This window comes from Microbacterium sp. JAI119 (assembly GCF_013410135.1).
Lineage (GTDB): Bacteria > Actinomycetota > Actinomycetes > Actinomycetales > Microbacteriaceae > Microbacterium > Microbacterium oxydans.
The window spans coordinates 182,993-207,080 of sequence record NZ_JACCCK010000001.1 but is presented as its reverse complement, the minus strand read 5'-3'; the positions used below and the strand labels follow the sequence as shown (position 1 = coordinate 207,080).

The following is a 24,088-nucleotide window of genomic DNA, read 5'->3' as shown; positions in this document are numbered from 1 at the left end:
CACACGACCGTGCACACTCATACTGTTACTTCATGTGAAAGATAACACGAACCGACGTCAAGGAGAAGGGTTCCGGTGATCAGAGGATGTCCGCGATCCCTCGGAAGGCATCCAGCCGCTCGTCCGCGGGATCGAGCTCCGTGATCAGCACGGAGATCTCATCGCCGTCGAGCGCGCGGGCCACCGAGCGACGGCCGAGCTTGCTGGAGTCGACGCACACGACCGTCGTTCCGGCGTTCGCGGCCATCGCCTGCTTCAGCTCGGCCTCTTCGACCGACACCTCGGACGTGCCGTCGGCACCGTCGAGCGCATCCGCCGAGGAGAAGAACGCGTCGAAGTAGACCGAGCGCATGCTCCGGCGGGCGATCGGCCCGACGAGACTGCCCGTGGTGGGCTCGGCCGTGCCGCCGGAGATAACCGCGGTGACGCCGTCCAGCGGCTGCAGCACCTGGAACGACTCGAACGAGTTCGTGTAGACGGTGAGCCCTGCGCGCGGCCCGATCGCCGACGCGAGCATGTTGACCGTCGAGGAGGCATCGAAGGCGACACTCCCCTGGGCGGGGACGAGGCGCAGGGCCTTCTCGGCGATCGCTCGCTTCGCGCTGGCCCTGATGGCCCGACGCGCATCGAAGGGGCGGGCGCGCGGCGCCGCCGTCGCCCCGCCGCGCACGCGGCGCACACGACCCTCCGCCTCGAGTTCGAGCAGGTCTCGACGGATCGTCATCGACGACACCGCGAAGAGCTCGGCCGCAGCCTCGATCATCACACCCTGGGGGCCGTTGGCGAGTTCGACGAGTTCGTCTCGGCGTCGTTGCGCCTCGAGATTGCCGGAAAGAGCCATGGGAGGAATCTATCCGGTGCGCGCGATGAGACGGATCGCGCGACCAGCGACCTCGATCGCGCGCGCTCATATGAGCGGTGAGTGTTCCAGGTTGAGCGCCCCCGCTAGGCTCTGCTCATGCTCGGAAACACCACGGAACCACTCCTCGGCCGCGTGGCCGTCGTCACCGGCGGAGCGCGGGGCCTCGGCTACGCCATGGCCGAGGCCCTCGCCTCCGGGGGCGCCGAGGTCGCACTCCTCGACCGCCTCGACACCGTCGCCGAAGCCGCCGATGCCCTGGAGTCCGCTTCGGGTCGACGCTGCCTGGGCGTCAGCGTCGATGTCGCCTCTGAGGCATCCGTCGCCGCCGCCTTCGACATCATCGGCGAGCGGCTGGGCGCGGCAGACGTGCTCGTCAACAGCGCCGGCATCACATCGGGCACGCCCCTCCTCGACACCAGCACGGACGACTGGCGGCGGGTGCTCGACGTCAACGTCACCGGCACCTTCGTCACGAGCCGTGAGTTCGCACGCCGGCACGTCGAGGCGGACCGCGGCAACCCGGCCAGCATCGTCAACGTGTCGTCGATGTCGGCGTTCGCCGTGAACATCCCGCAGACCCAGGCCGCCTACAACACCTCGAAGGCCGCGGTGTCGATGTTCACGAAGAGCGCGGCGATCGAATGGTGGCCTCTCGGCATCCGCGTCAACGCGATCGCCCCCGGATACTTCGCCAGCGACATGACCAGGGACTTCGTGGCGGAGAACCCCGAGATGGCCGACGAGTGGGTACGGCGCATCCCGGCGGGGCGCATGGGACAACCCGAAGAGCTCGGCGACCTGCTGGTCTATCTCGCGAGCGAGCGCTCGAGCTATGTCGTGGGGCAGAGCATCCTCATCGACGGGGGATACACCAGCGTCTGAGGGCTCACCGGACCATAGGCCCGAACCAGAGGCCCGGCCATAGGCTGAGTGGCATGCCCGAACTGCCCCTCGGCTCGGCGACCTTCCGAGCTGCCGCCGTCGATCTCGGCGGGTCCAGCGGTCGTGTCGTGAGCGCGACCGTCGACGGCGAGCGGTTGCGGATCGACGGGGTGCACCGGTTCCGCAACCGTGCGTTCACGGATGAGCTCGGCCTGCGGTGGGACGCGCAACGGCTGTATCGAGATGCACTCGTCGGCCTCACCCGGCTGCGCAGGGAGGGGCCGGCCTTCACCAGCATCGGCGTCGACGCGTGGTCGGGCGACTACGGCCTGCTCGGCTACGACGGTCTCCTCGATGCTCCCTTCCATCAGCGCGACGCCCGCACCGAGCGCAGCTTCCCGATCGTCGAGGAGATCCTGCCCGCCGCCGAGGCCTTCCGCACGACCGGGGTCACCGCGCTCCCCATCATGACGATCTATCAGCTGGCGGCCGACCGGGAGGCCGGACGACTCGACACCGTGCAGCAGATGCTGCTGATGCCCGATCTGCTCGGACGCTGGCTCGGCGCCGCGGACGTCGCCGAGGCCACGAACGTCTCCAGCACCGGCCTCGCACTCCCCCGCGGCGGCGGCTGGGATGTCAGCCGGATCGAGGCTCTGGGCCTGCCGTCGAGGATCTTCCCCGACGTCGTCTTCCCCGGCACGGTGACCGGCCGTGTCTCCGAGGGGATCCTCGCCCCCGGGGACGCGACCGACATCACCGCCGTGGCCTCACACGACACCGCGAGCGCGGTGATCGCCGTGCCAGCCCGCGATCAGGATTTCGCGTACGTCTCGTGCGGCACGTGGATCCTCACCGGCGTCGAGGTCGATCACCTCATCACCAGCGACCAGGCCCGCGAAGCGGGTTTCACGAACGAGCTCGGCCTCGACGGCACCGTACGGTTCCTGCGCATAGCCGCGGGACTCTGGATCGTCAACGAATGCATGCGGGAATGGGGGCTCGACGACTGGGGGGCGCGCAGCACAGCCGCCCGCCGCGACCTGCTGGCCCGTGCGGACGCCGCCCCGAGCGCCGGAGTGCTGGTCGACACCGGCGACCCCCGCCTGCTGCGACCGGGGCAGATGACCGCGCGCATCGCCGAACTCGTGGCCGAGTCCGGCGGACGCATGCCGACCGACCGCGCCGGAGTGGTGCGGCTGGTGCTGGAGAGCCTCGGCGCCTTCGTCGCCCGGCAGGTCGAGGAAGCGGCGACGCTCTCGGGCGTGGACGTGCGGGTCATCCATCTGGTCGGGGGCGGCTCCGAGTCGTCGATCCTCGCCCAGGCGGTCGCGGATCGCTCCGGCCGGACGGTGACGGCCGGGCCATCGGAGGCCACATCGATGGGGAACCTCCTGGTGCAGGCCCGTGCGCACGGCGCAGTGCACGGAAGCCTCGCCGACCTGCGCCGCATGGTGCGCGCCTCCACCGAGCTGCGCAACTACGAACCCGCCCCGCGCTGATGTGGTGCGCCGGTCGCGCTCAGACCGGCGACTCGAGCAGCCGTCGGGCGAGAGCCGCGTCCGTCACCAGGGAGTCGACGATCCCGGAACGCAGCGCGGCGATGACGGCACCTGTCTTCGACGGGCCGCCGGCCACCGCGATCACCTCGGGGATGTGCCGCAGCTGCTCGGTGGACACCGCGAGCGACCGCTCGGCCACCGACCCCACCACGGCTCCGTTCTCGTCGATGAGCGTCGCGCAGATCTCCGCCTTGACGCCGGCGGCGAGCAACTCGTCGAGCGCGCCCGCCCTCCCCGCATTGTCGTAGAGCTGAGAGTCGGGCGGACTCCACGATCCGACCGCGACGACGGCCTTGGTCACCGAGTCGAACCGGCGGAAGGTCTCCATGATGCCGGGTTCGCGCCGCAGAGCGGAGGCGGTCGCTGCGGTCTCCACGAGCAGGGGCGCGAAGATGGCGCGGGAGCGACCGCCCGAGATCCGACTCACCTGGCGGATCACCTCGACGCCGTTCTCGGGCGTCGGCGCGGCGACCCCGGCGAGCTGGACGACCTCGCACGTCGCCAGGGTGCGCAGGTGCCCGGCCATCGCGGTCAGGGTGCGACCGGCCGTGAGCCCGAGCACGTCGCCGTCGGTGACGATCTCGCTGAGCAGGTCGGCGGCGGCACGACCCAACCGGTCCTGGATCAGCTCGGGCGTCGTCCCCGGGGTGATCACCGCGAGAGCGCGCGTGAGGCCGAACCGAGCACGCAACTGCATCGACAGGTCGAGATCGAGCGAGTCCGGCGCCTCGATCGTGATCTTGACCAGCCCCTGCTCGAGCGCATCCTCCAGCATCCGGGCGATCTTGAAGCGCGAGAGACCGAGCTCTTCCGCGATCTCGATCTTCGTCCGCCCTTCGAGGTAATGCCGGCGTGCGACGTGCGAGATCCGCACCAGCTCATCGGGTCCCATGTCGCCTCTTCCTCTCACGCCGCCAAGTCCGATCAGCATATCCGGATCCGACCGTTTGCGCTCATCTGAGCACCTGGTTGTCTCATCCGTCACGCATGGCTAATGTCGGTCGAGCAATCACGACCGCGCGACTGCACACGCACCACGAGGAGCCCGATGAAGCGCACTGAACTGCCGACGACCATGCGTGCGAGCGTGCTGGTCCGAGCCGGCGAGCTGACGATCGAGACCCGCCCCGTGCCGGCCCCCGCCCCCGATCAGGTGATCGTCCGGGTGAACGCGGTCGGCATCTGCGGCTCCGACGTCCACTACTTCCACGAGGGACGCATCGGCGATTTCGTCGTGGAGGAGCCGCTCGTCCTCGGCCACGAAGCCGGAGGCACCATCGTCGCGGTCGGCGCCGACATCGACGACTCCCGCCTCGGCGAGCGCGTCTCCATCGAACCGCAGCGCCCGTGCCGGGTGTGCGAGTTCTGCCGGAGCGGCCGTTACAACCTCTGCCCGCAGATCGAGTTCTACGCCACCCCACCCATCGATGGCGCCTTCGCCGAGTACGTCGCGATCCAGGGCGACTTCGCCTACGCCGTGCCCGACTCCGTGAGCGACGACGCCGCGGCGCTCATGGAGCCGTTGTCCGTCGCCATCGCCGCCGTGCAGAAGGCGGGGGTGCGCCCGGGCAGCCGGGTGCTGATCACCGGGGCCGGCCCCATCGGCATCGTCACCGCGCAGACCGCACGGGCCTTCGGCGCCACCGAGATCGTGATCAGCGATCCGATGGCGGAACGCCGAGAGGTCGCCCTGCGCTTCGGCGCGACAGAGGCGGTCGACCCCGCCGCAGGTCCCCTCGGCTCGGGATACGACTCCTTCGTCGACGCCTCGGGCTCCCCTGTCGCCGTGAAGCAGGGCATCTCCGCGCTGAAGCCCGGCGGCGTGGCCGTACTCGTCGGCATGGGTGCCGACGAGATCGCCCTCCCCGTCTCCACCATCCAGAACCGCGAGCTGGTCGTCACCGGCATCTTCCGCTACGCGAACACCTGGCCGACCGCGATCGAGCTCGTCTCTTCCGGCGCCGTCGACCTCGACGCCCTCGTGACCGGCACGTTCGGTATCGCCGAGGTCCGGGAGGCACTCGATTCCGCCGCGCAGCCCTCGACGCTGAAGAGCATCGTGCGCCCCGGCCGCGAGCACGCGGGGGACGCATGACCGACCTCGAGCGCACGGGAAGCATCACCCTCGACGAGCAGCCCGACATGCTCGCGTGCATCGAAATCCGCAAGGCGTTCGGCGGGGTACCAGTGCTCAAGGGTGTCGGGCTGCATCTCGAGCCGGGCACCGTGACCGCGCTCGCGGGCGAGAACGGCGCAGGCAAGTCGACGCTCATGAAGATCGCCTCCGGCCAGATGAAGGCGGACGCCGGTCAGGTGCTGGTCCGGGGCGAGGAGCTGGCCGCGGGATCGGCACGTGACGCCCACCAGCGCGGCATCGCCATCGTGCCTCAGGAGCTCGCCTCGATCCTCGACACCACGGTGTACGAGAACATCTTCGTCGGACGGGAGCTGCGGGGGCGCCTCGGGCTCGTGGATCGTCGTCGCATGGCCAGAGAGGCCAAGGAGATGCTCGCGGAGTTCGGCGTCGACATCGACCCATCCACGCGGATGGGGTCCCTGCCGGTGGGCCTGCGCCAGATCGTCGAGATCGTCAAGGCGACCAGCACCGGCGCTCGCGTGCTGCTGCTGGACGAGCCGACCAGCGCGATCGCCGAACGCGAGGTGGCCCGTCTGATCGAGAACATGCGGATGCTGCGCGACCGCGGCGTCGCGATCCTCTTCACCACGCACAAGATGGAGGAGATCCGCGCGATCGCCGATCGGGTCGTGGTCCTCCGCGACGGCGGCCTCGTGGCGGACGCGCCGCTCTCGGAACTCAGCGACGACGACATCGTGACCGCGATGATCGGCCGCGAGCTCGAAGACCTCTTCCCCGACCTGCCGCCCGCGTCCGACGACATCGCCCTCTCGGTGCGCGGCCTCGACTACACGCCGGCTCCGCAGCCGGTCGACCTGCAGGTGCGCCGCGGCGAGATCGTCGGACTCGCAGGGCTCGTCGGCGCCGGACGCACCGAGCTCATCGAGGCGCTGTTCGGAGTGCGCTCCTCGACCGCCGGCGAGATCGCCGTCGGGGGCCGTCGCGTCCGCCGCGGACGCCCTGCCGACGCGATCACCGCAGGCATGGCGCTGGTCCCGGAGGACCGGAAGGGCGCTGGCGCCGTGCTCAGCATGGACATCCTGGCGAACGCCACCCTGCCGCGCATGGATCAGTTCTCCGTCGCGGGATGGCTCAAGGGCCGCAGCCGCGTGGACGCGGTCTCCGAGGTCATGAGTTCGGTGAGGCTGCGCAGCCGCGGCCTCGGGCAGCTCATGGAGACGCTGTCCGGCGGCAACCAGCAGAAGGTCGTGCTCGCGCGTTGGCTCACCGGCGAGGTCAAGGTCCTCCTGCTCGACGAGCCGACCCGCGGCGTCGACATCGGCGCCCGCAGCGAGATCTACCGCATCATCACCGACCTCGCCGCCTCCGGCATGGCCGTGGTCATGGCCTCGAGCGATATGCCGGAGATCCTCGCGCTGTCGCATCGCGCTCTCGTGCTCAAGGACGGGGGCGTGGTCGCCGAGCTCGACCGGGCCGCCCTCCAGCAGCCCGACGTGCAGGACCGCATCTTCCGCCTCGCGAGTGGACTCGACATCTCCGAGGCCCCCGCCAGCAGCACCGCCCCCTCCGCAAAGGACGACCGATGACCGACACCCGCACCGCCGCGCAGACCTTCGTGCCCGAGTCGGAAGTGAAACGCTTCAGCCCCACCTGGTTCGGCGACCTCGCCATCCGCTACGCGATGGTGATCGTGATGGTGCTCATCATCGCCTTCTTCCTCTACCGCAGCGCGCGCTTCGGCACGGTCGACAACCTGCAGACGATCCTCGTCGCCGCGGCACCGTTCGCCCTGATCGCCCTCGGACAGACGCTCGTGATCCTCACCGGCGGCATCGACCTGTCGGTCGGCAGTGTCATCGCCGCATCCGCCGTCTTCGGCAGCCTCACCGCGAAGGCCTTCCCCGACCAGATCTGGCTCGCGATCGTCGCCGGTGTCGTCGTCGGCTTCATCGCCGGCGCGATCAACGGCTTCGTGGTCTCGGTGATCAAAGTGCCACCCTTCATCGCGACGCTCGGGATGCTCACTCTCGCATCCGGCGTCGCCTATGTCGCGGGCAACGGCGCCCCCATCACCGGGCTGCCTGCCGACTTCTCCCGCATCGCCAACGCGCAGTTCGGCGGGCTCACGCTCCCGGTGATCCTGATGATCGTCGGCATCCTGGGACTCGCGATCATCATGCGCCGCACCACGTGGGGCATGCGCGTGTACGCGATCGGCGGCAACCCGATCGCCGCGGGCATCGCCGGCATCAACGTGGGCCGCACCATCTTCAGCGTGTACGCCATCTCCGGCATGCTCGCGGGGATCTCCGGCGTCATGCTCGCCAGCCGCGTCACCCTCGGCGCACCGAACCTCGGCGTCGGGTACGAGCTCGACGCGATCGCTGCCGTCGTGATCGGCGGGGCGAGCCTGCTCGGCGGTCGCGGCTCGATCTGGGGAACCGCCCTCGGCCTGCTCCTCATCCAGACGCTCAACAACGGTCTCGACATCCTGACCGTGCCCGCGTACTGGCAGAAGGTCATCAAGGGCGTGCTCATCGTCGCGGCGGTGGCCGTCGACGTGTGGGCGACCCGACGACGAAGCCGCTAGCACACCGACGACCACCCCGACGAAGAAGACCCTGCTTCATCGCACCACCCAACGAGAGGAATCCCATGTTCACCAAGAAGAGCCGCATCGCCGCGGCTTTCGCCGTCACCTCCGTCGCAGCACTGATGCTCGCCGGGTGCGGCGCCGGCGACCCGAACGCGAACGCCGGCGGCGCAGACGACAGCGGTCAGGAGCGCATCACCATCGGCGTGAGCGTCTACGACATGTCGTCCTTCGTCACGGAGGGCAAAGAGGGCATCGAGCGCTACGCCGACGAGAACAACATCGAGATCCTGTGGAACTCCGCGGGCCTCGACGTCAACACCCAGGCCAGCCAGGTCGACCAGTACGTGACGGCCGGTGTCGACGCGATCGTCGTCATCCCCGTGCAGGCCGACTCGCTGCAGCCGCAGATCGCCGCCGCGAAGGCCGCCGACATCCCCTTCTTCGACGTCAACGCCTCGCTCAACAGCGAAGACCTCACCGGCTCGGTGCAGCCCGATGACGTGGCCGCGGGTGAGCAGGAGGCGCAGATGATGATGGACGCCCTCGACGGGAAGGGAAACGTCATCATCCTGCAGGGACCGCTCGGAGGCTCGGGCGAGATCAACCGCGGGAAGGGCATCGACAACGTGCTCGCCGAGAACCCCGACGTGAAGGTGCTCGCCAAGGACACCGCGAACTGGAAGCGCGATGAGGCCGTCAACAAGGTCAGCAACTGGATCTCGGCCTTCGGCGATGACATCGACGGCGTGATCGCCCAGAACGACGACATGGGCCTCGGTGCACTGCAGGCGCTCAAAGAAGCCGGCATGACCGACGTGCCGATCGTGGGCATCGACGGGATCGCCGACGGCCTCGAGGCCGTCAAGAACGGTGACTTCATCGGAACCTCGCTGCAGAACGGCACGGTCGAGCTGTCGGCCGGTGTCGCCTACGCCGCCGCCATCGTGCGGGGCGAGGACGTCAAGGAGAACCCCGTCTACCTGATGCCCGCGATCACCAAGGACAACGTCGACGAGGCGATCGGTCACGTGGTCACGGAGCGCGACGCGTTCCTGAAGAACCTGAGCGAGATGACCAACAAGAACCTCAAGAGCGGCAACATCGCCTACGAGGGTCTCACCGGCCAGTCCGAGTGACAGCAGCGCCAGGGCCGCGGAGATGCTTCGGTGTCTTCGCGGCCCTGGTGTTCGACGGACTGGTGTCTCACGCACTGGTGTTCCACGGACTGGTCGTTCACGGATGAGGGAGAAGCGGATGCCGATATACGTCGCCGGGGTGGATTCGTCCACGCAGAGCTGCAAGGTGAGTGTGCACGACCTGGAGACGGGAGAGATCGTGCGCTCCGGCCGGGCGGCGCATCCGTCCGGCACGGAGGTGGACCCCGAGGCCTGGTGGTCGGCACTCCAGAGCGCGATCGTCGATGCCGGCGGACTGCACGACGTCGCCGCGATCTCGGTCGCCGCCCAGCAGCACGGGCTCGTGGCGCTCGACGTGCAGGGGCGCGTGGTGCGTGACGCCCTGCTCTGGAACGACGTCCGCAGCGCCGAGGCCGCGGCGGCGCTCGTGACCGAAGTCGGTGCCGAGGAATACGCGCGCCGGGTCGGAGTCGTGCCCGTGGCGTCGTTCACGGGCGCGAAGCTGCGGTGGTTGCGCGAGCACGAGCCGGCCAATGCGGCCAGGGTCGCTGCCGTCGCCCTGCCCCACGACTGGCTCTCCTGGCGGCTGCGCGGCTTCGGGCCGACCGGCGCCAGCGACCTCGGCCCCGACCTCGAGGCGCTCGCGACGGACCGCTCCGATGCCAGCGGCACTGCGTACTGGAGCGCCTCGACCGGTGCCTACGATCTCGATCTGCTCGCGCGGGCGTTCGGTCGCGTCCCGCACCTCCCCAAGGTGCTCGGACCTGCCGAGAGGATGGGCGTCACCCGCACGGGCACGGTGGTCGGCGCGGGTCTGGGGGACAACGCCGGGGGCGCGCTCGGACTCGATGCCCGACCGGGCGACGCCGTGATCTCGATCGGCACGAGCGGCACGGTCTTCGCCGTGTCCGAACACCCGATCGCCGACGCCACCGGGGCGGTCGCCGGCTTCGCTGACGGGAGCGGGAACCATCTTCCCCTCGTCGCCACGCTCAACGCGGCGCGGGTGCTCGATGCCGTCGCGGGTCTGCTCGGCGTCGATCACGCCGAACTCGCACGCCTGGCGCTGGAGTCAGAGCCGGGTGCGGGCGGACTGGTGCTGCAGCCCTACTTCGAGGGAGAGCGCACCCCGAATCGTCCGGATGCCACGGCCACGCTGTTCGGCATGTCGCTCGCCTCCACGCGCAGGGAGACGCTGGCGCGTGCCGCGGTGGAAGGACTGCTGTGCGGGCTCGCCGACGGCCTCGACGCCATCCGCCGGTGCGGGGTGCCGGCCTCGCGCATCCTGCTCATCGGTGGCGCCGCACGCAACCCGGCGGTCTCGCGGATCGCGGCGCAGGTCTTCGACGTGCCGATCGTGGTGCCGGGAATCGACGAGGCGGTCGCCCGCGGTGCTGCCGTGCAGGCGGCGTGGGCGCTCACCGGCGAGCGTCCGTCGTGGCACGACGGCGAGGCACGTGCATTCGCGGTCGACCATCGGCCGATCATCCGCGAGCAGTACGCCGCGCGGAGCTGAGCTCAGGCGCCCCAGCCGGCCTGCACACCGCCCACACGCTCGGCGGCGATCTTCTCCTGGTATCCGGATGCGAGGTACGCGGCCATGGGATCTGCGGGAAGACCGCGCGTCTCGCGCCACTCGGCGAGGGCCGGACGCACGTCGGTGTAGAACGCATCCATGAAGACGGCGTTCGCTCCGAGCACGTCCCCCGACTTCTGCGCGGCGGTGAGGGCGTCGCGGTCGACGAGCAACGCACGGGCGGTCATCTCCTGCACGTTCAGCACCGAGCGGATCTGGCCGGGGATCTTGTCCTCGACGTTGTGGCACTGGTCGAGCATGAACGCGACGTCGGGGTTGTTCAGCCCGCCGCCGCGGATGACCTCGAACAGGATGCGGAACAGCTGGAACGGGTCGGCGGCTCCGACGATCAGGTCGTCATCGGCGTAGAAACGCGAGTTGAAGTCGAACGAGCCGAGCTTGCCGAGGCGCAGCAGCTGCATCACGATGAACTCGATGTTCGTGCCTGGCGCGTGGTGGCCCGTGTCGAGGCAGACCATCGCCTTGTCACCGAGGGAGCTGACCTGCGCGTAGGAGGTTCCCCAGTCCGGAACGTCGGTGTGATAGAACGCCGGCTCGAAGAACTTGTACTCGAGCACCAGGCGCTGGTCGTCGCCGAGGCGGTCGTAGATCCTCTGCAGCGAGTCCTGCAGTCGATCCTGACGCCCCCGCATGTCGGCCTGCCCGGGATAGTTCGACCCCTCGGCCAGCCAGATCTTGAGGTCGCGGCTGCCGGTCGCATCCATCACGTCGATGCAGGCGAGGTGGTGGTCGATCGCCTTCTGCCGGATGGCCGCGTCCTCGTGCGTGAGGGCACCGAACTTGTAGTCGTCGTCCTGGAACGTGTTGGAGTTCACGGTGCCGAGGGTCACCCCGTGGTCTTCGGCGTGCTTGCGCAGGTCGGAGTACGAATCCACCACGTCCCACGGGATGTGCAGCGCCACCGCCGGCGCGAGTGCCGTGTAGCGGTTCACCTGTGCGGCGTCGGAGATCTTCTCCCACGGGTCCCGCGGGGTGCCGGGAGTGCCGAACACCTTGAAACGCGTGCCGGAGTTGCCGAAGGCCCAGCTGGGAAGCTCGATGCCCTGCTGGGCAAGGATGGCGAGGTTCGAGGGACTGAGGATGCTCACGATGCGCTGCTTTCGTTGGGGAGACCGGAGGTGGAGAGCTGGTCTTCGAGGTGGAACACCTCGGGAAGTGTGGGTGCCGCCTGGTCAGGGCGGCCGTCGAGGCCGACGAAGAAGCGGGCCATCTCGGCTTCCCAGCGGGCGGCGACCGGCGACGCGGCCAGGTATGCCTGCGCCGCGACATCGTCGTCGGTCTCGTAGTAGCCGATGAGCTCACCGTCGGGAGCGAGGAACAGCGAGTAGTTGCGGCGACCGGCCGCGGCGATCTCGGCGAGCATCTCCGGCCACACCGGCGCGTGACGCTCGCGGTACTCGTCCAGAAGCTCCGGACGCACCTGGAGCTTCACGCATACGCGGATCATGGGGACCTTTCCGGGAGCGTCCGGCCGACACTCGTGCCGGCCGGACGCCCGAAGGTGATCAGAAGTCGAACTCGCCGATGTTGTCGGCGTTGAACACGAACGGATCGCCGAGCACCACGACGCCGTCCTCCCCGACCGTGTACTCACCGAGGTCGCCGGCGGTGAAGGTGTCGCCCTTCTCGCCGGTGATGTCGCCCTCGATCAGCGCCTGCGCCGCGAAGGCCGCCAGGTAGCCGAGGTCCTCCGGGTTCCACAGGGCGAACGACGTGACGGTGCCGTCCTCGACGTATTCGCGCATCTGGTTCGGCGTGCCGAGGCCCGTCAGCGCGACCTTGCCCTTGTAGTCCGAGGTGGACAGGTAGCGGGCGGCTGCGGCGATGCCGACCGTCGTGGGCGAGATGATGCCCTTCAGGTTCGGGTGGGTCTGCAGCAGGGCCGCGGTCTTGTCGAACGACGTCTGGTCGTCGTCATCGCCGTAGACCGTCTCGACCAGGGTGATGTCGGGGTAGTCGCTGGCGAGGTAGTCCTTCATCAGGTCGATCCAGGCGTTCTGGTTGGTCGCGTTCGCCGAGGCCGAGAGGACGGCGATCTCTCCCGCACCGCCGATCTGCTCGGCGATCTGGTCGACCTGCGCCTTCGCGATGCCCTCCGAATCCGCCTGGTTGACGAAGACGTCGCGGCACTCCGGGTTGGTGTCGGAGTCGAAGGTGACGACCTTCACCCCCGCGTCGCGGGCCTCGTTCAACGCGTCGCAGATGGCCTTCGGGTCGTTCGCCGAGACGACGAGTGCCCCGACGCCCTGCTGCGTCGCGGTGTTGATGTAGCTGACCTGGGCGTCGGGAGTCGCCTCGGCCGGCCCGACCTCGGCGAACGTGCCGCCGAACTCCTCGACGGCGGCCTTGCCACCCTTGCTGGAGGTGTCGAAGTAGGGGTTTCCGAGGTTCTTGGGCAGGAAGGTGACGGCGAGGTTGCCGTCACCGCCGTCGCCTCCGCCACCGTCGCCACCGGTGCTCGTGCATCCGGACAGGGCGACCGCGGCGGCGACCGCGAGCGCAGCGACAGCGGTCACGCGTTTACGTGCAAACATCATTGTTCTGTTCCTTTCGTGAGGGTGTGCCGCAACCGCGGCGTCGGCGTCATGAAGCTGTGGGTGCGGCGCCGGTGGTCGATCGTCCCGGTCTGCGACGGGCCTTCTGCAGCCAGGCGAGGAAGCTCGCGGCCACCACCGAGGTGACCAGGAGGGCGCCGGTGATGATGTTGATCACGTCGGAGGTCACGTTCATCAGACGCAGTGCGCTGGCGAGCGAGCCGATGAGCAGCGCCGCCGCGACGACCCCGTAGATCTTGCCCCGGCCGCCGAAGACCGAGACGCCGCCGAGCACGACCGCCGCGATCACCTGCAGTTCGAGGCCGGTGGCGTTGTCGCCCCGCGCGCTGCCGTAGCGGAGGGTGTAGAAGATCCCGGCGAACGCGGCGACCACTCCGGAGAGCACGAAGAGGATGAACTTCGTGCGCTCCACGTGCACGCCCGAGAACCGTGCGGCGTCCTTCGAGAGGCCGATCGCGTACACGCCACGACCGAACGGTGTGTAGTGCAGCAGCAGGATGAACGCGACCAGGAGGAGCAGGAACGGGATCATGATGACGGGGATCGTGGTGCCGGCGAGCTTCGCCTTGGCGAGATCGGTCCAGAACTCCGGGAACTCGGTGACCGCCGTCGTTCCGAGCAGGCCGACCGCGAGGCCGCGAAACAGCGCGAGCGTGCCGATGGTCACGGCGAGCGACGGCAGACCGACGACGGTCACGAGGAATCCGTTGAAGGCGCCGCCGACCAGACCGACGAGCAGCGCCGCGAGAGCCGCGACCTCGAAGGGGATCCCGCCCTGCACGAGAGCCCCCGTGACGACGCTGGAGAGGCCCACCATGCTGCCGACCGACAGGTCGATCTCGCCCGTGATCATCACCAGCGTCATGGGCAGGGCGATCAGGAGGATCGGCGCGATGTCGAGGAGCAGGTACGTCAGCGTGATCGGCTGCCCGAACCCGCGTACGGTGCTCGCGGAGACGATGATGACGACGATCAGCAGGGCGACGATCGCCATCTCCCTGGTGAGGAGCACGCGGCGCCAGAGCGGCTTGTCGAAGTCGCGGATGACCCGGGTGGTCGCGGTCGTGGTCGCGGCGGTCATGACTTGTCCCTCGCTTCGATGAGCCGTCGTTTCTGGCGGACGGCGAGCACGCGGTCGAGCACGATCGCGCCGATGATCAGCAGGCCGACGACGGCACGCTGCCAGAAGTCGGGGATGCCGAGGATGGGGAGCGCCCGGTTGATCGTGAGCAGCAGCACCGCACCGATCGCCGCGCCCCACACGGAGCCGATTCCGCCGGTGATGGCGACGCCGCCGATCACGGCGGCACCCACCGCGTCGAGCTCCCACCCGGCTCCGGCCTGTGAGTTGATGGTGCCGTAGCGGGCCGCGTAGAACACTCCGGCGAGACCGGCGAGCGCCCCGGAGACGACGAAGGCGGTCAGCACGCGACGGGTGACGCGCAGGCCGTAGAGCTCCGCAGCCGCCGGATCGGATCCGATGGCGTAGTACTCCCGACCACCGCGCGTGTTCTTCATGTACCAGGCGGCCGCGGCGAGCACGATGAGGGCGACGATCGTGAGGATCGGGATGCCCACGAGCTGCCCGGTGCCGAGGGCCAGGAAGTCCTTCGGCATGTCGGACGCGTTCACCCGGTCGCTGCCGGTCCACAGCACGTTGATGCCGCGGTAGGCGTAGAGCGTACCGAGCGTGATCACCATGGCCGGCACCTTGGCGAAGGCGACCAGTGCCCCGTTGACGAGTCCGAGGAGGGCACCGAAGACGACGGCGGCCACGACCACGATCACGATGGGGATGCCGGGCACGTCGATGAACAGGCGGCCGGTGAGGTAGGCGGTGAGCCCCATGACCGAGCCGACCGAGAGGTCGACGTTGCGGGTGATGAGCACGATGGCCTGCCCGACAGCGACCAGCACGAGGATCGAGGGCGTGAGCAGCAGGTCGCGCCAGCCGTCAGGGCTGAACAGGAAGTTGGAGTTGTTCGTCGTGGCGGCGACGATCACGAGTGCCAGGGCGAGGAGGATGCCGAATTCGCGCGCCCGACCGAGCGCGGAGAGCTTCTTCGTCATCGACGAGACGGGGATGGCGGTGGTCACGAGGAGAGCTCCGATGCGTGCGTGGCGGCGTACATGACGTTCTCGGAAGTCGCCTCCGCGCGGGCGATCTCCGCGGTGATGCGCCCTTCGCGCATGACGAGGACGCGGTCAGCCATGCCGAGCACCTCCGGCAGCTCGGACGAGATCATGAGGATCCCCATCCCCTGCCCCGCGAGCTCGGAGAGCAGTCGGTGCACCTCCGACTTGGTGCCGACGTCGATCCCTCTGGTCGGTTCGTCGATGATGAGCACCTTCGGCTTCGTGGCGAGCCACTTGGCGAGGACGACCTTCTGCTGGTTCCCACCGGAGAGTGTCGCCGCGACCGTGTCGAGGGCGTGCGTCTTGACCTCGAGCCTGGTCGCCCATTCCCGGGCAGCGCGGTTCTCGATGCCGGTGGTGAGGAACCCCAGCTTCGCGAGCTGGCGGCGGATGGAGAGGGTGATGTTGCCGCCGACGCCCGATTCGATCACGAGCCCCTGCTTGCGGCGGTCCTCGGGCACGAGGGCGAGGCCCGCACGCATGGCCTCGGTGGGTCGGCTGCGGGGGATGCGTGCGCCCTGCATCGTGACGGAGCCCTCGCGGTACGGGTCGACGCCGAAGACGGCACGCACCACTTCGCTGCGTCCGGCTCCGACGAGGCCGGCGAGACCGACGATCTCGCCCGCGCACACGGTGAAGGAGATGTCGTGGAAGACGCCGGGACTGGTGAGGTTCTCGACCACCAGCAGCGGCGCGCCGACGGTCGTCTGCTGCTTGGGGAACAGCTCGGTCACCTCGCGACCGACCATCTGGTGCACGATCTCCTCGACCGAGGTGTCGGCGATCGCGCTGGTGGCGATGTACGCACCGTCCCGCATGACCGTGACGGTGTCGCAGAGTGAAAACACCTCGTCGAAGCGGTGCGAGATGAAGATGAGCGCACGACCCTCGTCGCGCAGACTCCGCGCGATCGTGAAGAGCCGCTCGACCTCGACGCCGGAGAGCGCGGCCGTCGGCTCGTCCATGACGAGCAGACTCGCGTCGAGCGAGACGGCCTTCGCGATCTCGATGACCTGCTGATCGGCGATGGACAGACCCTCCGCCGGACGGTCGGGATCGATGGTGACCCCGAGCCGGGTGAAGAGGCGCTCGACCTCGTGGCGCATCCCCCTGCGGTCGATACGGCCGAAGCGCCCGGTCGGCTGTCGGCCCATGAAGATGTTCTCGGTGACGGACAGATCGGGGAACAGCGTCGGCTCCTGATAGATCACCGCGACGCCCGCGCTCTTGGACTGCGCGGTGGAGGAGAAGTCCACGTCCTCTCCATGGAACCGGAACACCCCGTCGTCGCGCTGGTAGAGACCGGCGACGATCTTCACGAGGGTGGATTTGCCCGCGCCGTTCTCGCCGACCAGGGCGTGGATGGACCCGCCGTCGACCGACAGCGTCCCGGAACGGAGGGCGACCACCGCGCCGAACGACTTGCGGATGTCGCGGAGTTCGAGCGCCGGCGGAGCACCGGAGGTATCAGAGGGAATCGTCATCGATCGGACCTAAGCTGCAGGATCATCCCTGCGGATTGAATCGTTTTAAAGAGCGGAGCATCTGAAATTTATGACTCTCGCTGGCTTCCTGTCAAGTCACGGTTTGGTCGGTGGTACGTTTCAGGGACAGGTTTCGCGGATGGCGCGGAAAGGAATCACGCCGTGGTCGTCAGTGTTCGAGATGTCGCACTCGCCGCATCCGTCTCGGTCGGGACCGTCTCGAACGTCCTGAACCACCCGGACAAGGTGTCTCCCGCCACCGTCGAACGCGTCACAGCGGCGATCGAGAAGCTCGGCTTCGTGCGCAACGACGCCGCCAGGCAGCTGCGCGCAGGACACAGTCGCTCGATAGGCCTGGTCGTGCTCGACGTGCGCAACCCGTTCTTCACCGACATCGCCCGCGGCGCCGAGGAACGGGCCGCCGAGGCGCGGATGACGGTCACACTCGGCAACAGCGACGAGAAGGTCGAACGCGAGCGCGCCTACATCGACCTCTTCGAGGAGCAGCGCATCGCCGGTCTGCTCATCTCTCCGCTCGCCGACGACCTCCCGCGATTGCGACGTCTGCGCGATCGCGGCACCACCGTGGTGCTCGTCGACCGGGAAGTCGCCGACGAGAGCTTCTCCTCGGTATCGGTCGACGACGTCGGCGGTGGCTACCTCGCCGTGCAGCATCTCGCGGCGCAGGGACGACGACGCATCGCCTTCGTCGGGGGTCCGATGGGCATCCGACAGGTGGTCGACCGCCTGGAGGGAGCCAGCAGAGCCGCGAACGAGGCCGGCATCTCCCTCGAAGTGATCCTGACCGATTCGCTGAGCGTGCTCTCGGGCCGTGCCGCCGGCGAGACCCTCAGCGCACGCGCACCCGAAGATCGACCCGATGCCGTCTTCGCCGCGAACGACCTCCTCGCGATGGGGGTACTGCAAGCACTCATGATGCGCAGCAGCATCCGGGTCCCGGACGAGATCGCCCTCATCGGCTACGACGACATCGACTTCGCGGCCGCCGCCGTGGTCCCGCTCTCGTCGATCCGCCAGCCCGCCGAACTCATCGGATACACGGCCGTCGATCTGATGCTGCGAGAAGCCGGCGGTCACGCCGGGCGGGAACGCGTGGTGTTCCAGCCCGAGCTCGTCGTGCGGGAGTCGACCGCGCGACCGGCCTGAGAGCGAGCCGTTCGCCGCGGGGCCGTTCGCCGCGGAGCCTTTCAGCGCCCGAGGGCTCTCTTCGCCTTCTTCGCTGCTCTCTCCGCCGTCTTCCGGCGCTGCTTCCTGGCCTTCGGGTCGTTCCACATCCGCACCAGCTGATGCCTCACCGACTCACCCTTGTTGATCTGCACCGTTGCCGCTCTGCTCCCGAACACGTACGCGACGAAGGCGACGCCGACGATGAGGAGGATCTTGTTGCGCATGATGCCTGCTTTCTGGGGGACTGCGGAGGAGCGTCGGGTCAGGAGAGCCGACGCTGGTCGTGGGCGAGGCGAGCCCGCAGGCTCGTGTGCACCGAGACGAAGGTGTCGGTGTCGCGCCCCGTCAGCACGGCGAGGTTGGCGAGGAGGCGATCGACGTGGTCGACGAGCTCTCGCGGATCGGTGTTCTGACGCGGCGTCACAGCCACGTGCAACACAGGACGGCGACGGATGTCATTGGCGGTGACCTGCGCGGACAGAACCTCATCGCGGGTGGTGAGGGAGTTCTTCACGGCGTCGGAGACGAACGACTCGTTCACGGTCACCCGACCCAGCGGATTCTGCGCCCCGCTGGAACGCAGCACCGTCTTCGACCGACGCCCCGCGATGCTCGTGAGCGCGAGGATCAGCAGCACGATCACGACCACGATCGCTGCGACCGCGCCGATGCCGATCCACGACAGGCCGCCACCGGCGATCGCGGTCGCGGCGATGGCCTGGTCGAGCCAGGACCGGGCGTCCTTGCCTGCCGCGGTCCAGATGTCCGACAGGGTGGGCCAGCTCATGATGGCGATGCCTACCGCACCGAGGGCGAGGAACAGCAGCCCGATGATCAGCAGCAGGATGCGGTTCAACGCACGATTCGTGTTGTTCACAGCTCGTCTTCCTTCTCGGTGGGACGCTCGATGCGCACACGGGTGCGCACCTTGTCGGTCAGCCGGTACGTCTGCAGCTCCGCTTCGGCCGCCGCCTGCACGTCGGCCTTGTCCAGCGGCACTCCGATGCCGGGGCGCACGGTCACGTCGACGGTGCGGTGTCCGACACCGACGGTGATGCTGTCGCGGGCGAGACCCGTCTCCTCGGCGAGGTGCTGGGCCAGGGCGCTGGCGATCACGCCGTTATCGACGACGACCGCGCGTCCACCCGCATCGAGGACATGCCTCGACAGGCGTCCCGGTGTGACGGCGAGCACGATGAAGACCAGTCCGATGAGGGCGAGCACGACACTGCCGGCGATCACGAGACCGGCGGGCTGTGCCGTGGGCAAGCCGATCAACCAGCCCGCCGCTGCGGCAGGACCGACCAGGAGGGCGGGCTGCGCGGCGAGGCTCAGCACGATCTCGAGTCCGATGTACGCGAGGGCGAGGATGAGCAGGACGACCGCGACGAACATCGCGACGGTTCGCGGCGAGTGCGTCTCGCGTCGGATGACGCGGCGCAGGACCGGGGTGCTCATTGCACTCGTCTCCTTTCCGGGATGACGGCACCGGTGACGGTGAGGTTGATGCGGATGACGTTGCGCCCGAGGATCGTGCTCAGGTTCTGCTGCAGCTGTTCCTGCAGTTCGCGTGCCCGCTCCAGGACGGGCACGGCCCGAGCGATCGCTGCCGTGTCGTCCAGGCTCGGGGCGGGAAGGGGCGTGGCGATGCGCACGGTGACCCCGCGCGGGTGCTCCGCGACATCGACCTTCACGTCGCTGCGAGGCACCCCGATCAACGTCGCGGACGCCTTCTCGGTGACGGTGCGGTAGACGCGGTCCTTCACCTCGACGCGACCGCGGACGGCGGCCCCGCCGGCGGCGGCTCCGGAGAGCGCGCCGCCGGCGATGTGCTGGTCGGCACCCATCAGGAGGTACGCCGCCCCGTGAAGACGTCGGCGAGTCCGCGGACGTCGAGCTTGCCGGAGGCGATCCGGCCGACGAGCGCCCCGATGCCCGCGAAGAGAGCCATGAGGAGGAATCCCCAGAACCCGAACAGCAGGGCGGCGAGGGCCAGCAGTGCGCCGATCAGGGCGCCGACCGTGGTGGCGCTCATGAGACGCGCGACTCCTCGTTGTCGTCGCTGTCGTCACCGGGCACGTGCACGTCGTTGACCTCGACGTTGACCTCGACGACCTCGAGACCGACCAGACGGCTGATCGCACCGGCGACAGCGGCACGGACGTTGTTGGCGACGTCCTGGATGGGCGCCGGGTACTCGACGACGATGGTCAGGTCGGCCGCTGCCTGCGTGTCGCCGACCTCGACCTTCACGCCCTGCGCGAGGTCGGTCGCGTTGATCACGTCGCGGATGGCGCCGAAGGCGCGTGCGCCTCCGCCACCGAGGGCGTAGACGCCGGCGACCTCACGCGCGGCGATGCCGGCGACCTTGGCCACGACACCGTCGGCGATGGTGGTCTTGCCCGCGGCGTTCTCGTCGGCGGGGACGCGCGAAGAGGAGAATCCGCTCGACCGGTCGACGCGCGACGCGGAAGCGCCGGCGGCCTTCGGAGCGGCCTGTGCGAGCTCCTTCTCGGCCGGAGCGGGGGTGGTCTGGTCCTGGTTTGCCATGAGGTGTCCCATCTCGATCTGAAGACCGGTCGTGGGTCCCGTGTGGAACTCCCGCCGGGAGCGAAACGCTCGCTCGGAGATAGGACGGATGTGCCGGCGGATTCGTCACAAAGTCGTTTCCGCAGCGCCCGGGAACGCCCGCCGACGGGGCACTCAGACGCCCGCGCCGCCGTACATCTCGCCGACGGGGACCGGAACGGAGAGCACATTGCCCGGTTGCGCGAGCGGGCACGCCCAAGCCGGGTCATACGCGCACGAGGGGTTGTAGGCGAAGTTGAAGTCGAGCACGATCGTGCCACGCGCCGCATCGGATCCGAGATCGGCGCCCTTGATCGTGTCGACGAGATAGCGTCCGCCGCCGTAGGTCCCGCCGACGCCCCCGGCGAGCGCATCGCGCACGGGCACGAAGAGCCCGCCGCCGTAAGTGGTCAGTCGCCAGACATCGAGCGACCCCGCATCCGGCACCTCCACGCGCCCGATCCGCTCGAAGGGCACGATGCCGTCGGTGCCGGTCGCGAAGTCGAACCCCCCGGGGTCGGCGGGGAGGATCGGCAGCTCGAAGCGCCACTGCGCGTCGTACGAGGCGATCGGCAGCCCCTCGAACAGCGCTCGGTCTTCGGGCAGCAGCGGCGTCGCCGGGTGGTGGAGCATCAGATCGTCGCGCTCGATCCGCCAGAGCTCGTGCGCTTCCTCCGCGGAGTCGGCGCCGCGCACGGCGTCGTACAGGGCGAACACCCGACGTCGCCAGTCGACGACCTCGAGGGCGGTGCGTGCAGGTGCGCTGGTCATGCCCTCAGGCTAGACGCCGTCGCGGAGATCCGGTGCGGCCCCCGTCACGCGGTGTCGACCATCCGCGCGTAGCCCGACTCGTACGTCGGGTGTTCCAGGCCACCGAGGAGGGAGAGCAGCAGAGTCCCGTCGTACACGACGCCGCGCGGTCCGGCCGGCCCCGAATCCGGCGGCACCTGCGCATTCAGCCGTGCGGCGAGGAACCGCACGACGTCTCCGAGTGGAGCGGGGCCCTGGTCGACGGCATGCAGCACGCGAGGCGGGTCGTCCATCCGCAGCAGCAGGTCGAGGGTGCGCACGAGGTCGCTCTCGTGGATGCGGTTCGTGCGGCGGGAATGATCGACGGCCGCGCCCTCGCGCACCTTCCGCACCAGGAAATCCCGCCCCGGCCCGTAGATGCCAGCCGGGCGCACGACGACGGCGTCGAAGAGCTCCACCGCGGCCCTCTCGCCGTCGACGAGTCCGCGCGATCGCGGTGTCGTCGGCGTCGGCTCGTCCTCCTCCGTCAGAGGATGATCGGGATCCGCCCCCTCGAACACCCCTGTCGAGGAGACGAAGACCGTCCGGGCGGGAGGATCCGGGAGGGCGCACGCGAGGTGCCCCAGAGCCGTGCGGTAAGAGGTCTCGGTATCGCCGGGCGGCAGCGTGACGAGCACCGCGTCGACCCGCTCGAGAGAAGTCGGCGGCGGGTGCGCCAGGTCGGCGGCGATGCCCCCGACCCCGTCGGGAAGTGCTCCCTCGGTGCGTCGGAGCGCGATCACCTCCTCGCCGCGGGCGAGAAGCAGCGGCGCGAGGCGGGTGGCGAGCTTGCCGTAGCCGACGAGGAGGGTGCGGCGGGGTGCCGGATCGAGAGCGCTCACGGAGCTCCGCTCAGCCGGCGGTCAGCACAGGGAGTGCGACGCCGTGCAGCGCATCGACTACGGGAGCGAGCTCGGGCTGCGCCGCTGCTTCCTCCAGCACCTGCTCGAGCGCCGCATCGTGGATGGGGTGCGCGCGTTCGTACAGCTCGCGGCCGGCGGGAGTGAGTTCGGTGTAGATGCCGCGACGGTCGTCGGCGCAGAGGATGCGCATGAGGAGGCCTCGATCCTCCAACCGGTTCACCAGCCGCGTGGTGGCGCTGGGGCTCAGGGCTGCCGCACGGGCGAGCTGCTGCATGCGCATGTGCCACCCGTCCTGGCGATCGAGGGCATCGAGCACGGTGTACTCGACCACGGAGAGCTCGACCGTCTCACCCAGGCGCCGCTCGAGAGCAGTCTCGATCAGCCCGTGCAGCGCGGCGAGCGTGCGCCACCCCTGTGCGCGCACCTCGACGGCGTCGTCACCGATTCCCATGGCCACCCTCCGCGATAGTTGCTTGCGCCATATACTTGCGTGTGCAATCATTGTCCTTCGACGCGCAATATGCCGCGCCTGCAAACATTCCCTCCAATCTATCAGGAGAGTCGTCATGCCTCTAGGACTGATCGCCCTCGCCATCGGGGCGTTCGGCATCGGGCTCACCGAGTTCGTGATCATGGGCCTGCTCCCCGACGTCGCCCGAGACTTCGGGGTCACCGAGTCGGCTGCCGGCTGGCTCATCTCCGGTTACGCACTCGCCGTCGTCGTCGGCGCACTCGTGCTCACCGCAGCGGCCACGCGGTTGCCCCGCAAGCCCGTGCTGCTCGGTCTGATCGTGCTCTTCATCATCGGCAACGTGCTCACCGCGCTCGCGGACGACTACGGCACAGCGATGGTCGGCCGCATCGTCGCCGCCCTCTGTCACGGCGCGTTCTTCGGCATCGGCTCCGTGGTCGCCGCCGGCCTGGTCGCCCCCGAGAAGAAGGCCGGCGCGATCGCGATCATGTTCACCGGCCTCACTGCCGCGAACGTCTTCGGAGTGCCGTTCGGCACCTTCCTCGGCCAGGAGCTGGGATGGCGCTCGACCTTCTGGGCGATCTCGGGCATCGGCGTGCTGGCGTTCATCGGTATCGCCCTGCTCGTGCCGCGCCTCCCCCGCCCCACCGAACAGGTGAGCCTCCGCGGGGAGCTGGCGGCATTCCGTTCGGGACAGGTCTGGTTCTCGCTCGTCATCACGATCCTCGCGTTCGGCGGGATGTTCGGCGCCTTCACCTACATCGCCTACACGCTGACCGAGGTGAGCGGATTCGCGTCGTCCGCCGTGCCGTGGCTGCTGGTGCTCTTCGGCGCCGGCCTCGTGCTCGGCAACTGGTTGGGCGGGCGTCTCGCCGACCGCGCGATCGACCGTACTCTCCTGATCTTCATCGCCGCACTCGTCGTCGTCCTCGCCGTGTTCGCGATGTCAGCGCAGTCCGGCATCGCGACGATCATCGCCCTGTTCCTGATGGGCGGCTTCGGATTCGGCACCGTTCCCGGGCTGCAGAGCCGTGTCATGAAGTACGCCGGAGGCGCTCCGACCCTCGCCTCCGGGGCCAACATCGGCGCGTTCAACGTCGGCAACGCACTCGGCGCCTGGGCGGGCGGACTCGGCATCTCCGCAGGACTCGGCTACACCTCCCCGATCTGGCTGGGCGCGATCCTCACCGCCATCGCCCTGATCGTGATGGTCGCCGCCGCCGCGCGTGCGCGGAGCACCGCGACCCGCGAGGCGACCCCCACCGCGACCACACCCGTGCCCGTCGACTGAGCCGCGCCC

26 protein-coding genes are annotated in these 24,088 nt (G+C 69.1%); 9 read left to right on the top strand and 17 right to left on the bottom strand.

What is annotated here, in order from left to right:
• Nucleotides 1–79: 79 nt before the first annotated feature.
• Nucleotides 80–841 (bottom strand): DeoR/GlpR family DNA-binding transcription regulator, encoded by a 762-nt coding sequence (locus HDC31_RS00945; protein ID WP_058630755.1) that lies wholly within the window; start codon nucleotides 839–841, stop codon nucleotides 80–82.
• 117 nt (nucleotides 842–958) lie between these two features.
• Between HDC31_RS00945 and HDC31_RS00940 the strand changes: the two genes are divergently transcribed.
• Both HDC31_RS00940 and HDC31_RS00935 read left to right on the top strand, forming a co-directional pair.
• A complete protein-coding gene (locus tag HDC31_RS00940; protein ID WP_046748665.1) occupies nucleotides 959–1,744 on the top strand; it encodes an SDR family NAD(P)-dependent oxidoreductase in 786 nt (261 codons plus the stop codon).
• A gap of 53 nt (nucleotides 1,745–1,797) precedes the next feature.
• Entirely contained in the window at nucleotides 1,798–3,246 is a 1,449-nt protein-coding gene (locus tag HDC31_RS00935; protein ID WP_179515725.1) for a rhamnulokinase family protein, read from the top strand.
• Nucleotides 3,247–3,265: 19 nt separating this feature from the next.
• Here HDC31_RS00935 and HDC31_RS00930 read toward each other — a convergent pair whose 3' ends face one another.
• Complete coding sequence (locus HDC31_RS00930; RefSeq protein WP_046748663.1) at nucleotides 3,266–4,198, bottom strand: sugar-binding transcriptional regulator; 933 nt, start codon at nucleotides 4,196–4,198, stop codon at nucleotides 3,266–3,268.
• 156 nt (nucleotides 4,199–4,354) lie between these two features.
• Between HDC31_RS00930 and HDC31_RS00925 the strand changes: the two genes are divergently transcribed.
• The 5 genes from HDC31_RS00925 to xylB all read left to right on the top strand — a co-directional run bounded on the left by HDC31_RS00925 (nucleotide 4,355) and on the right by xylB (nucleotide 10,652).
• Nucleotides 4,355–5,401, top strand: coding sequence for an NAD(P)-dependent alcohol dehydrogenase (locus HDC31_RS00925; protein ID WP_179515724.1), 1,047 nt, complete (start codon nucleotides 4,355–4,357; stop codon nucleotides 5,399–5,401).
• Complete coding sequence (locus HDC31_RS00920) at nucleotides 5,398–6,990, top strand: sugar ABC transporter ATP-binding protein (protein WP_179515723.1); 1,593 nt, start codon at nucleotides 5,398–5,400, stop codon at nucleotides 6,988–6,990. Before HDC31_RS00925 ends, HDC31_RS00920 begins: the two co-directional genes overlap by 4 nt.
• Nucleotides 6,987–7,994 carry an ABC transporter permease gene (locus tag HDC31_RS00915; protein WP_045263874.1) on the top strand — a complete coding sequence of 336 codons (1,008 nt, stop codon included), beginning with the start codon at nucleotides 6,987–6,989 and terminating at the stop codon, nucleotides 7,992–7,994. Before HDC31_RS00920 ends, HDC31_RS00915 begins: the two co-directional genes overlap by 4 nt.
• Before the next feature lie 125 nt (nucleotides 7,995–8,119).
• Nucleotides 8,120–9,136 carry a substrate-binding domain-containing protein gene (locus tag HDC31_RS00910; RefSeq protein ID WP_171011038.1) on the top strand — a complete coding sequence of 339 codons (1,017 nt, stop codon included), beginning with the start codon at nucleotides 8,120–8,122 and terminating at the stop codon, nucleotides 9,134–9,136.
• A gap of 118 nt (nucleotides 9,137–9,254) precedes the next feature.
• Nucleotides 9,255–10,652: a xylulokinase gene (gene xylB / locus HDC31_RS00905; protein ID WP_179515722.1), complete on the top strand. Its 1,398-nt coding sequence runs from the start codon at nucleotides 9,255–9,257 to the stop codon at nucleotides 10,650–10,652.
• A 2-nt stretch (nucleotides 10,653–10,654) separates the two neighbouring features.
• Here the strand turns inward: xylB and rhaI are convergent, their stop codons facing one another.
• Genes rhaI through HDC31_RS00875 form a run of 6 tightly spaced genes read right to left on the bottom strand, consistent with a single transcriptional unit; the run spans nucleotide 10,655 to nucleotide 16,908 of the window.
• Entirely contained in the window at nucleotides 10,655–11,821 is a 1,167-nt protein-coding gene (gene rhaI / locus HDC31_RS00900) for an L-rhamnose isomerase (RefSeq protein WP_061015125.1), read from the bottom strand.
• Entirely contained in the window at nucleotides 11,818–12,180 is a 363-nt protein-coding gene (locus tag HDC31_RS00895; protein WP_058633004.1) for an L-rhamnose mutarotase, read from the bottom strand. Before HDC31_RS00895 ends, rhaI begins: the two co-directional genes overlap by 4 nt.
• A 58-nt stretch (nucleotides 12,181–12,238) precedes the next feature.
• Nucleotides 12,239–13,270 carry a rhamnose ABC transporter substrate-binding protein gene (gene rhaS / locus HDC31_RS00890; RefSeq protein ID WP_046748657.1) on the bottom strand — a complete coding sequence of 344 codons (1,032 nt, stop codon included), beginning with the start codon at nucleotides 13,268–13,270 and terminating at the stop codon, nucleotides 12,239–12,241.
• Between the two features lie 46 nt (nucleotides 13,271–13,316).
• Nucleotides 13,317–14,369: an ABC transporter permease gene (locus HDC31_RS00885; RefSeq protein WP_113680121.1), complete on the bottom strand. Its 1,053-nt coding sequence runs from the start codon at nucleotides 14,367–14,369 to the stop codon at nucleotides 13,317–13,319.
• Nucleotides 14,366–15,358: an ABC transporter permease gene (locus tag HDC31_RS00880; protein WP_113680124.1), complete on the bottom strand. Its 993-nt coding sequence runs from the start codon at nucleotides 15,356–15,358 to the stop codon at nucleotides 14,366–14,368. Before HDC31_RS00880 ends, HDC31_RS00885 begins: the two co-directional genes overlap by 4 nt.
• 23 nt (nucleotides 15,359–15,381) lie before the next feature.
• Nucleotides 15,382–16,908, bottom strand: coding sequence for a sugar ABC transporter ATP-binding protein (locus HDC31_RS00875; RefSeq protein ID WP_046748654.1), 1,527 nt, complete (start codon nucleotides 16,906–16,908; stop codon nucleotides 15,382–15,384).
• A 162-nt stretch (nucleotides 16,909–17,070) separates the two neighbouring features.
• Between HDC31_RS00875 and HDC31_RS00870 the strand changes: the two genes are divergently transcribed.
• On the top strand, nucleotides 17,071–18,075 hold the full coding sequence (locus HDC31_RS00870) for a LacI family DNA-binding transcriptional regulator (protein ID WP_046748653.1): 1,005 nt from the start codon (nucleotides 17,071–17,073) through the stop codon (nucleotides 18,073–18,075).
• A gap of 41 nt (nucleotides 18,076–18,116) precedes the next feature.
• Here the strand turns inward: HDC31_RS00870 and HDC31_RS00865 are convergent, their stop codons facing one another.
• From HDC31_RS00865 to HDC31_RS00825, 9 genes are all read right to left on the bottom strand, one after another.
• Nucleotides 18,117–18,320, bottom strand: a complete 204-nt coding sequence (locus HDC31_RS00865) for a hypothetical protein (protein WP_045263865.1) — start codon at nucleotides 18,318–18,320, stop codon at nucleotides 18,117–18,119.
• A 38-nt stretch (nucleotides 18,321–18,358) separates the two neighbouring features.
• The gene (locus HDC31_RS00860; protein WP_046748651.1) at nucleotides 18,359–18,973 is read right to left on the bottom strand and encodes a hypothetical protein; all 615 of its coding nucleotides are present in this window, start codon (nucleotides 18,971–18,973) and stop codon (nucleotides 18,359–18,361) included.
• Nucleotides 18,970–19,554: a DUF6286 domain-containing protein gene (locus HDC31_RS00855; RefSeq protein WP_058633000.1), complete on the bottom strand. Its 585-nt coding sequence runs from the start codon at nucleotides 19,552–19,554 to the stop codon at nucleotides 18,970–18,972. The genes HDC31_RS00860 and HDC31_RS00855 overlap by 4 nt, the downstream gene beginning before the upstream one ends.
• Nucleotides 19,551–19,943 (bottom strand): hypothetical protein, encoded by a 393-nt coding sequence (locus tag HDC31_RS00850; protein WP_113680120.1) that lies wholly within the window; start codon nucleotides 19,941–19,943, stop codon nucleotides 19,551–19,553. The genes HDC31_RS00855 and HDC31_RS00850 overlap by 4 nt, the downstream gene beginning before the upstream one ends.
• Entirely contained in the window at nucleotides 19,943–20,131 is a 189-nt protein-coding gene (locus tag HDC31_RS00845; RefSeq protein ID WP_046748648.1) for a DUF2273 domain-containing protein, read from the bottom strand. The genes HDC31_RS00850 and HDC31_RS00845 overlap by 1 nt, the downstream gene beginning before the upstream one ends.
• Nucleotides 20,128–20,646, bottom strand: a complete 519-nt coding sequence (locus HDC31_RS00840; protein ID WP_046748647.1) for an Asp23/Gls24 family envelope stress response protein — start codon at nucleotides 20,644–20,646, stop codon at nucleotides 20,128–20,130. Before HDC31_RS00840 ends, HDC31_RS00845 begins: the two co-directional genes overlap by 4 nt.
• Nucleotides 20,647–20,799: 153 nt before the next feature.
• On the bottom strand, nucleotides 20,800–21,435 hold the full coding sequence (locus HDC31_RS00835) for a DUF1684 domain-containing protein (protein WP_046748646.1): 636 nt from the start codon (nucleotides 21,433–21,435) through the stop codon (nucleotides 20,800–20,802).
• Nucleotides 21,436–21,479: 44 nt separating this feature from the next.
• Entirely contained in the window at nucleotides 21,480–22,295 is an 816-nt protein-coding gene (locus tag HDC31_RS00830; RefSeq protein WP_113680119.1) for a sugar nucleotide-binding protein, read from the bottom strand.
• A gap of 10 nt (nucleotides 22,296–22,305) precedes the next feature.
• Nucleotides 22,306–22,767, bottom strand: coding sequence for a MarR family winged helix-turn-helix transcriptional regulator (locus HDC31_RS00825; RefSeq protein ID WP_113680118.1), 462 nt, complete (start codon nucleotides 22,765–22,767; stop codon nucleotides 22,306–22,308).
• A 115-nt stretch (nucleotides 22,768–22,882) separates the two neighbouring features.
• On the opposite strand from HDC31_RS00825, the gene HDC31_RS00820 reads away from it, so the two are divergent.
• The gene (locus tag HDC31_RS00820) at nucleotides 22,883–24,079 is read left to right on the top strand and encodes an MFS transporter (protein ID WP_061015131.1); all 1,197 of its coding nucleotides are present in this window, start codon (nucleotides 22,883–22,885) and stop codon (nucleotides 24,077–24,079) included.
• Nucleotides 24,080–24,088 lie beyond the last annotated feature (9 nt).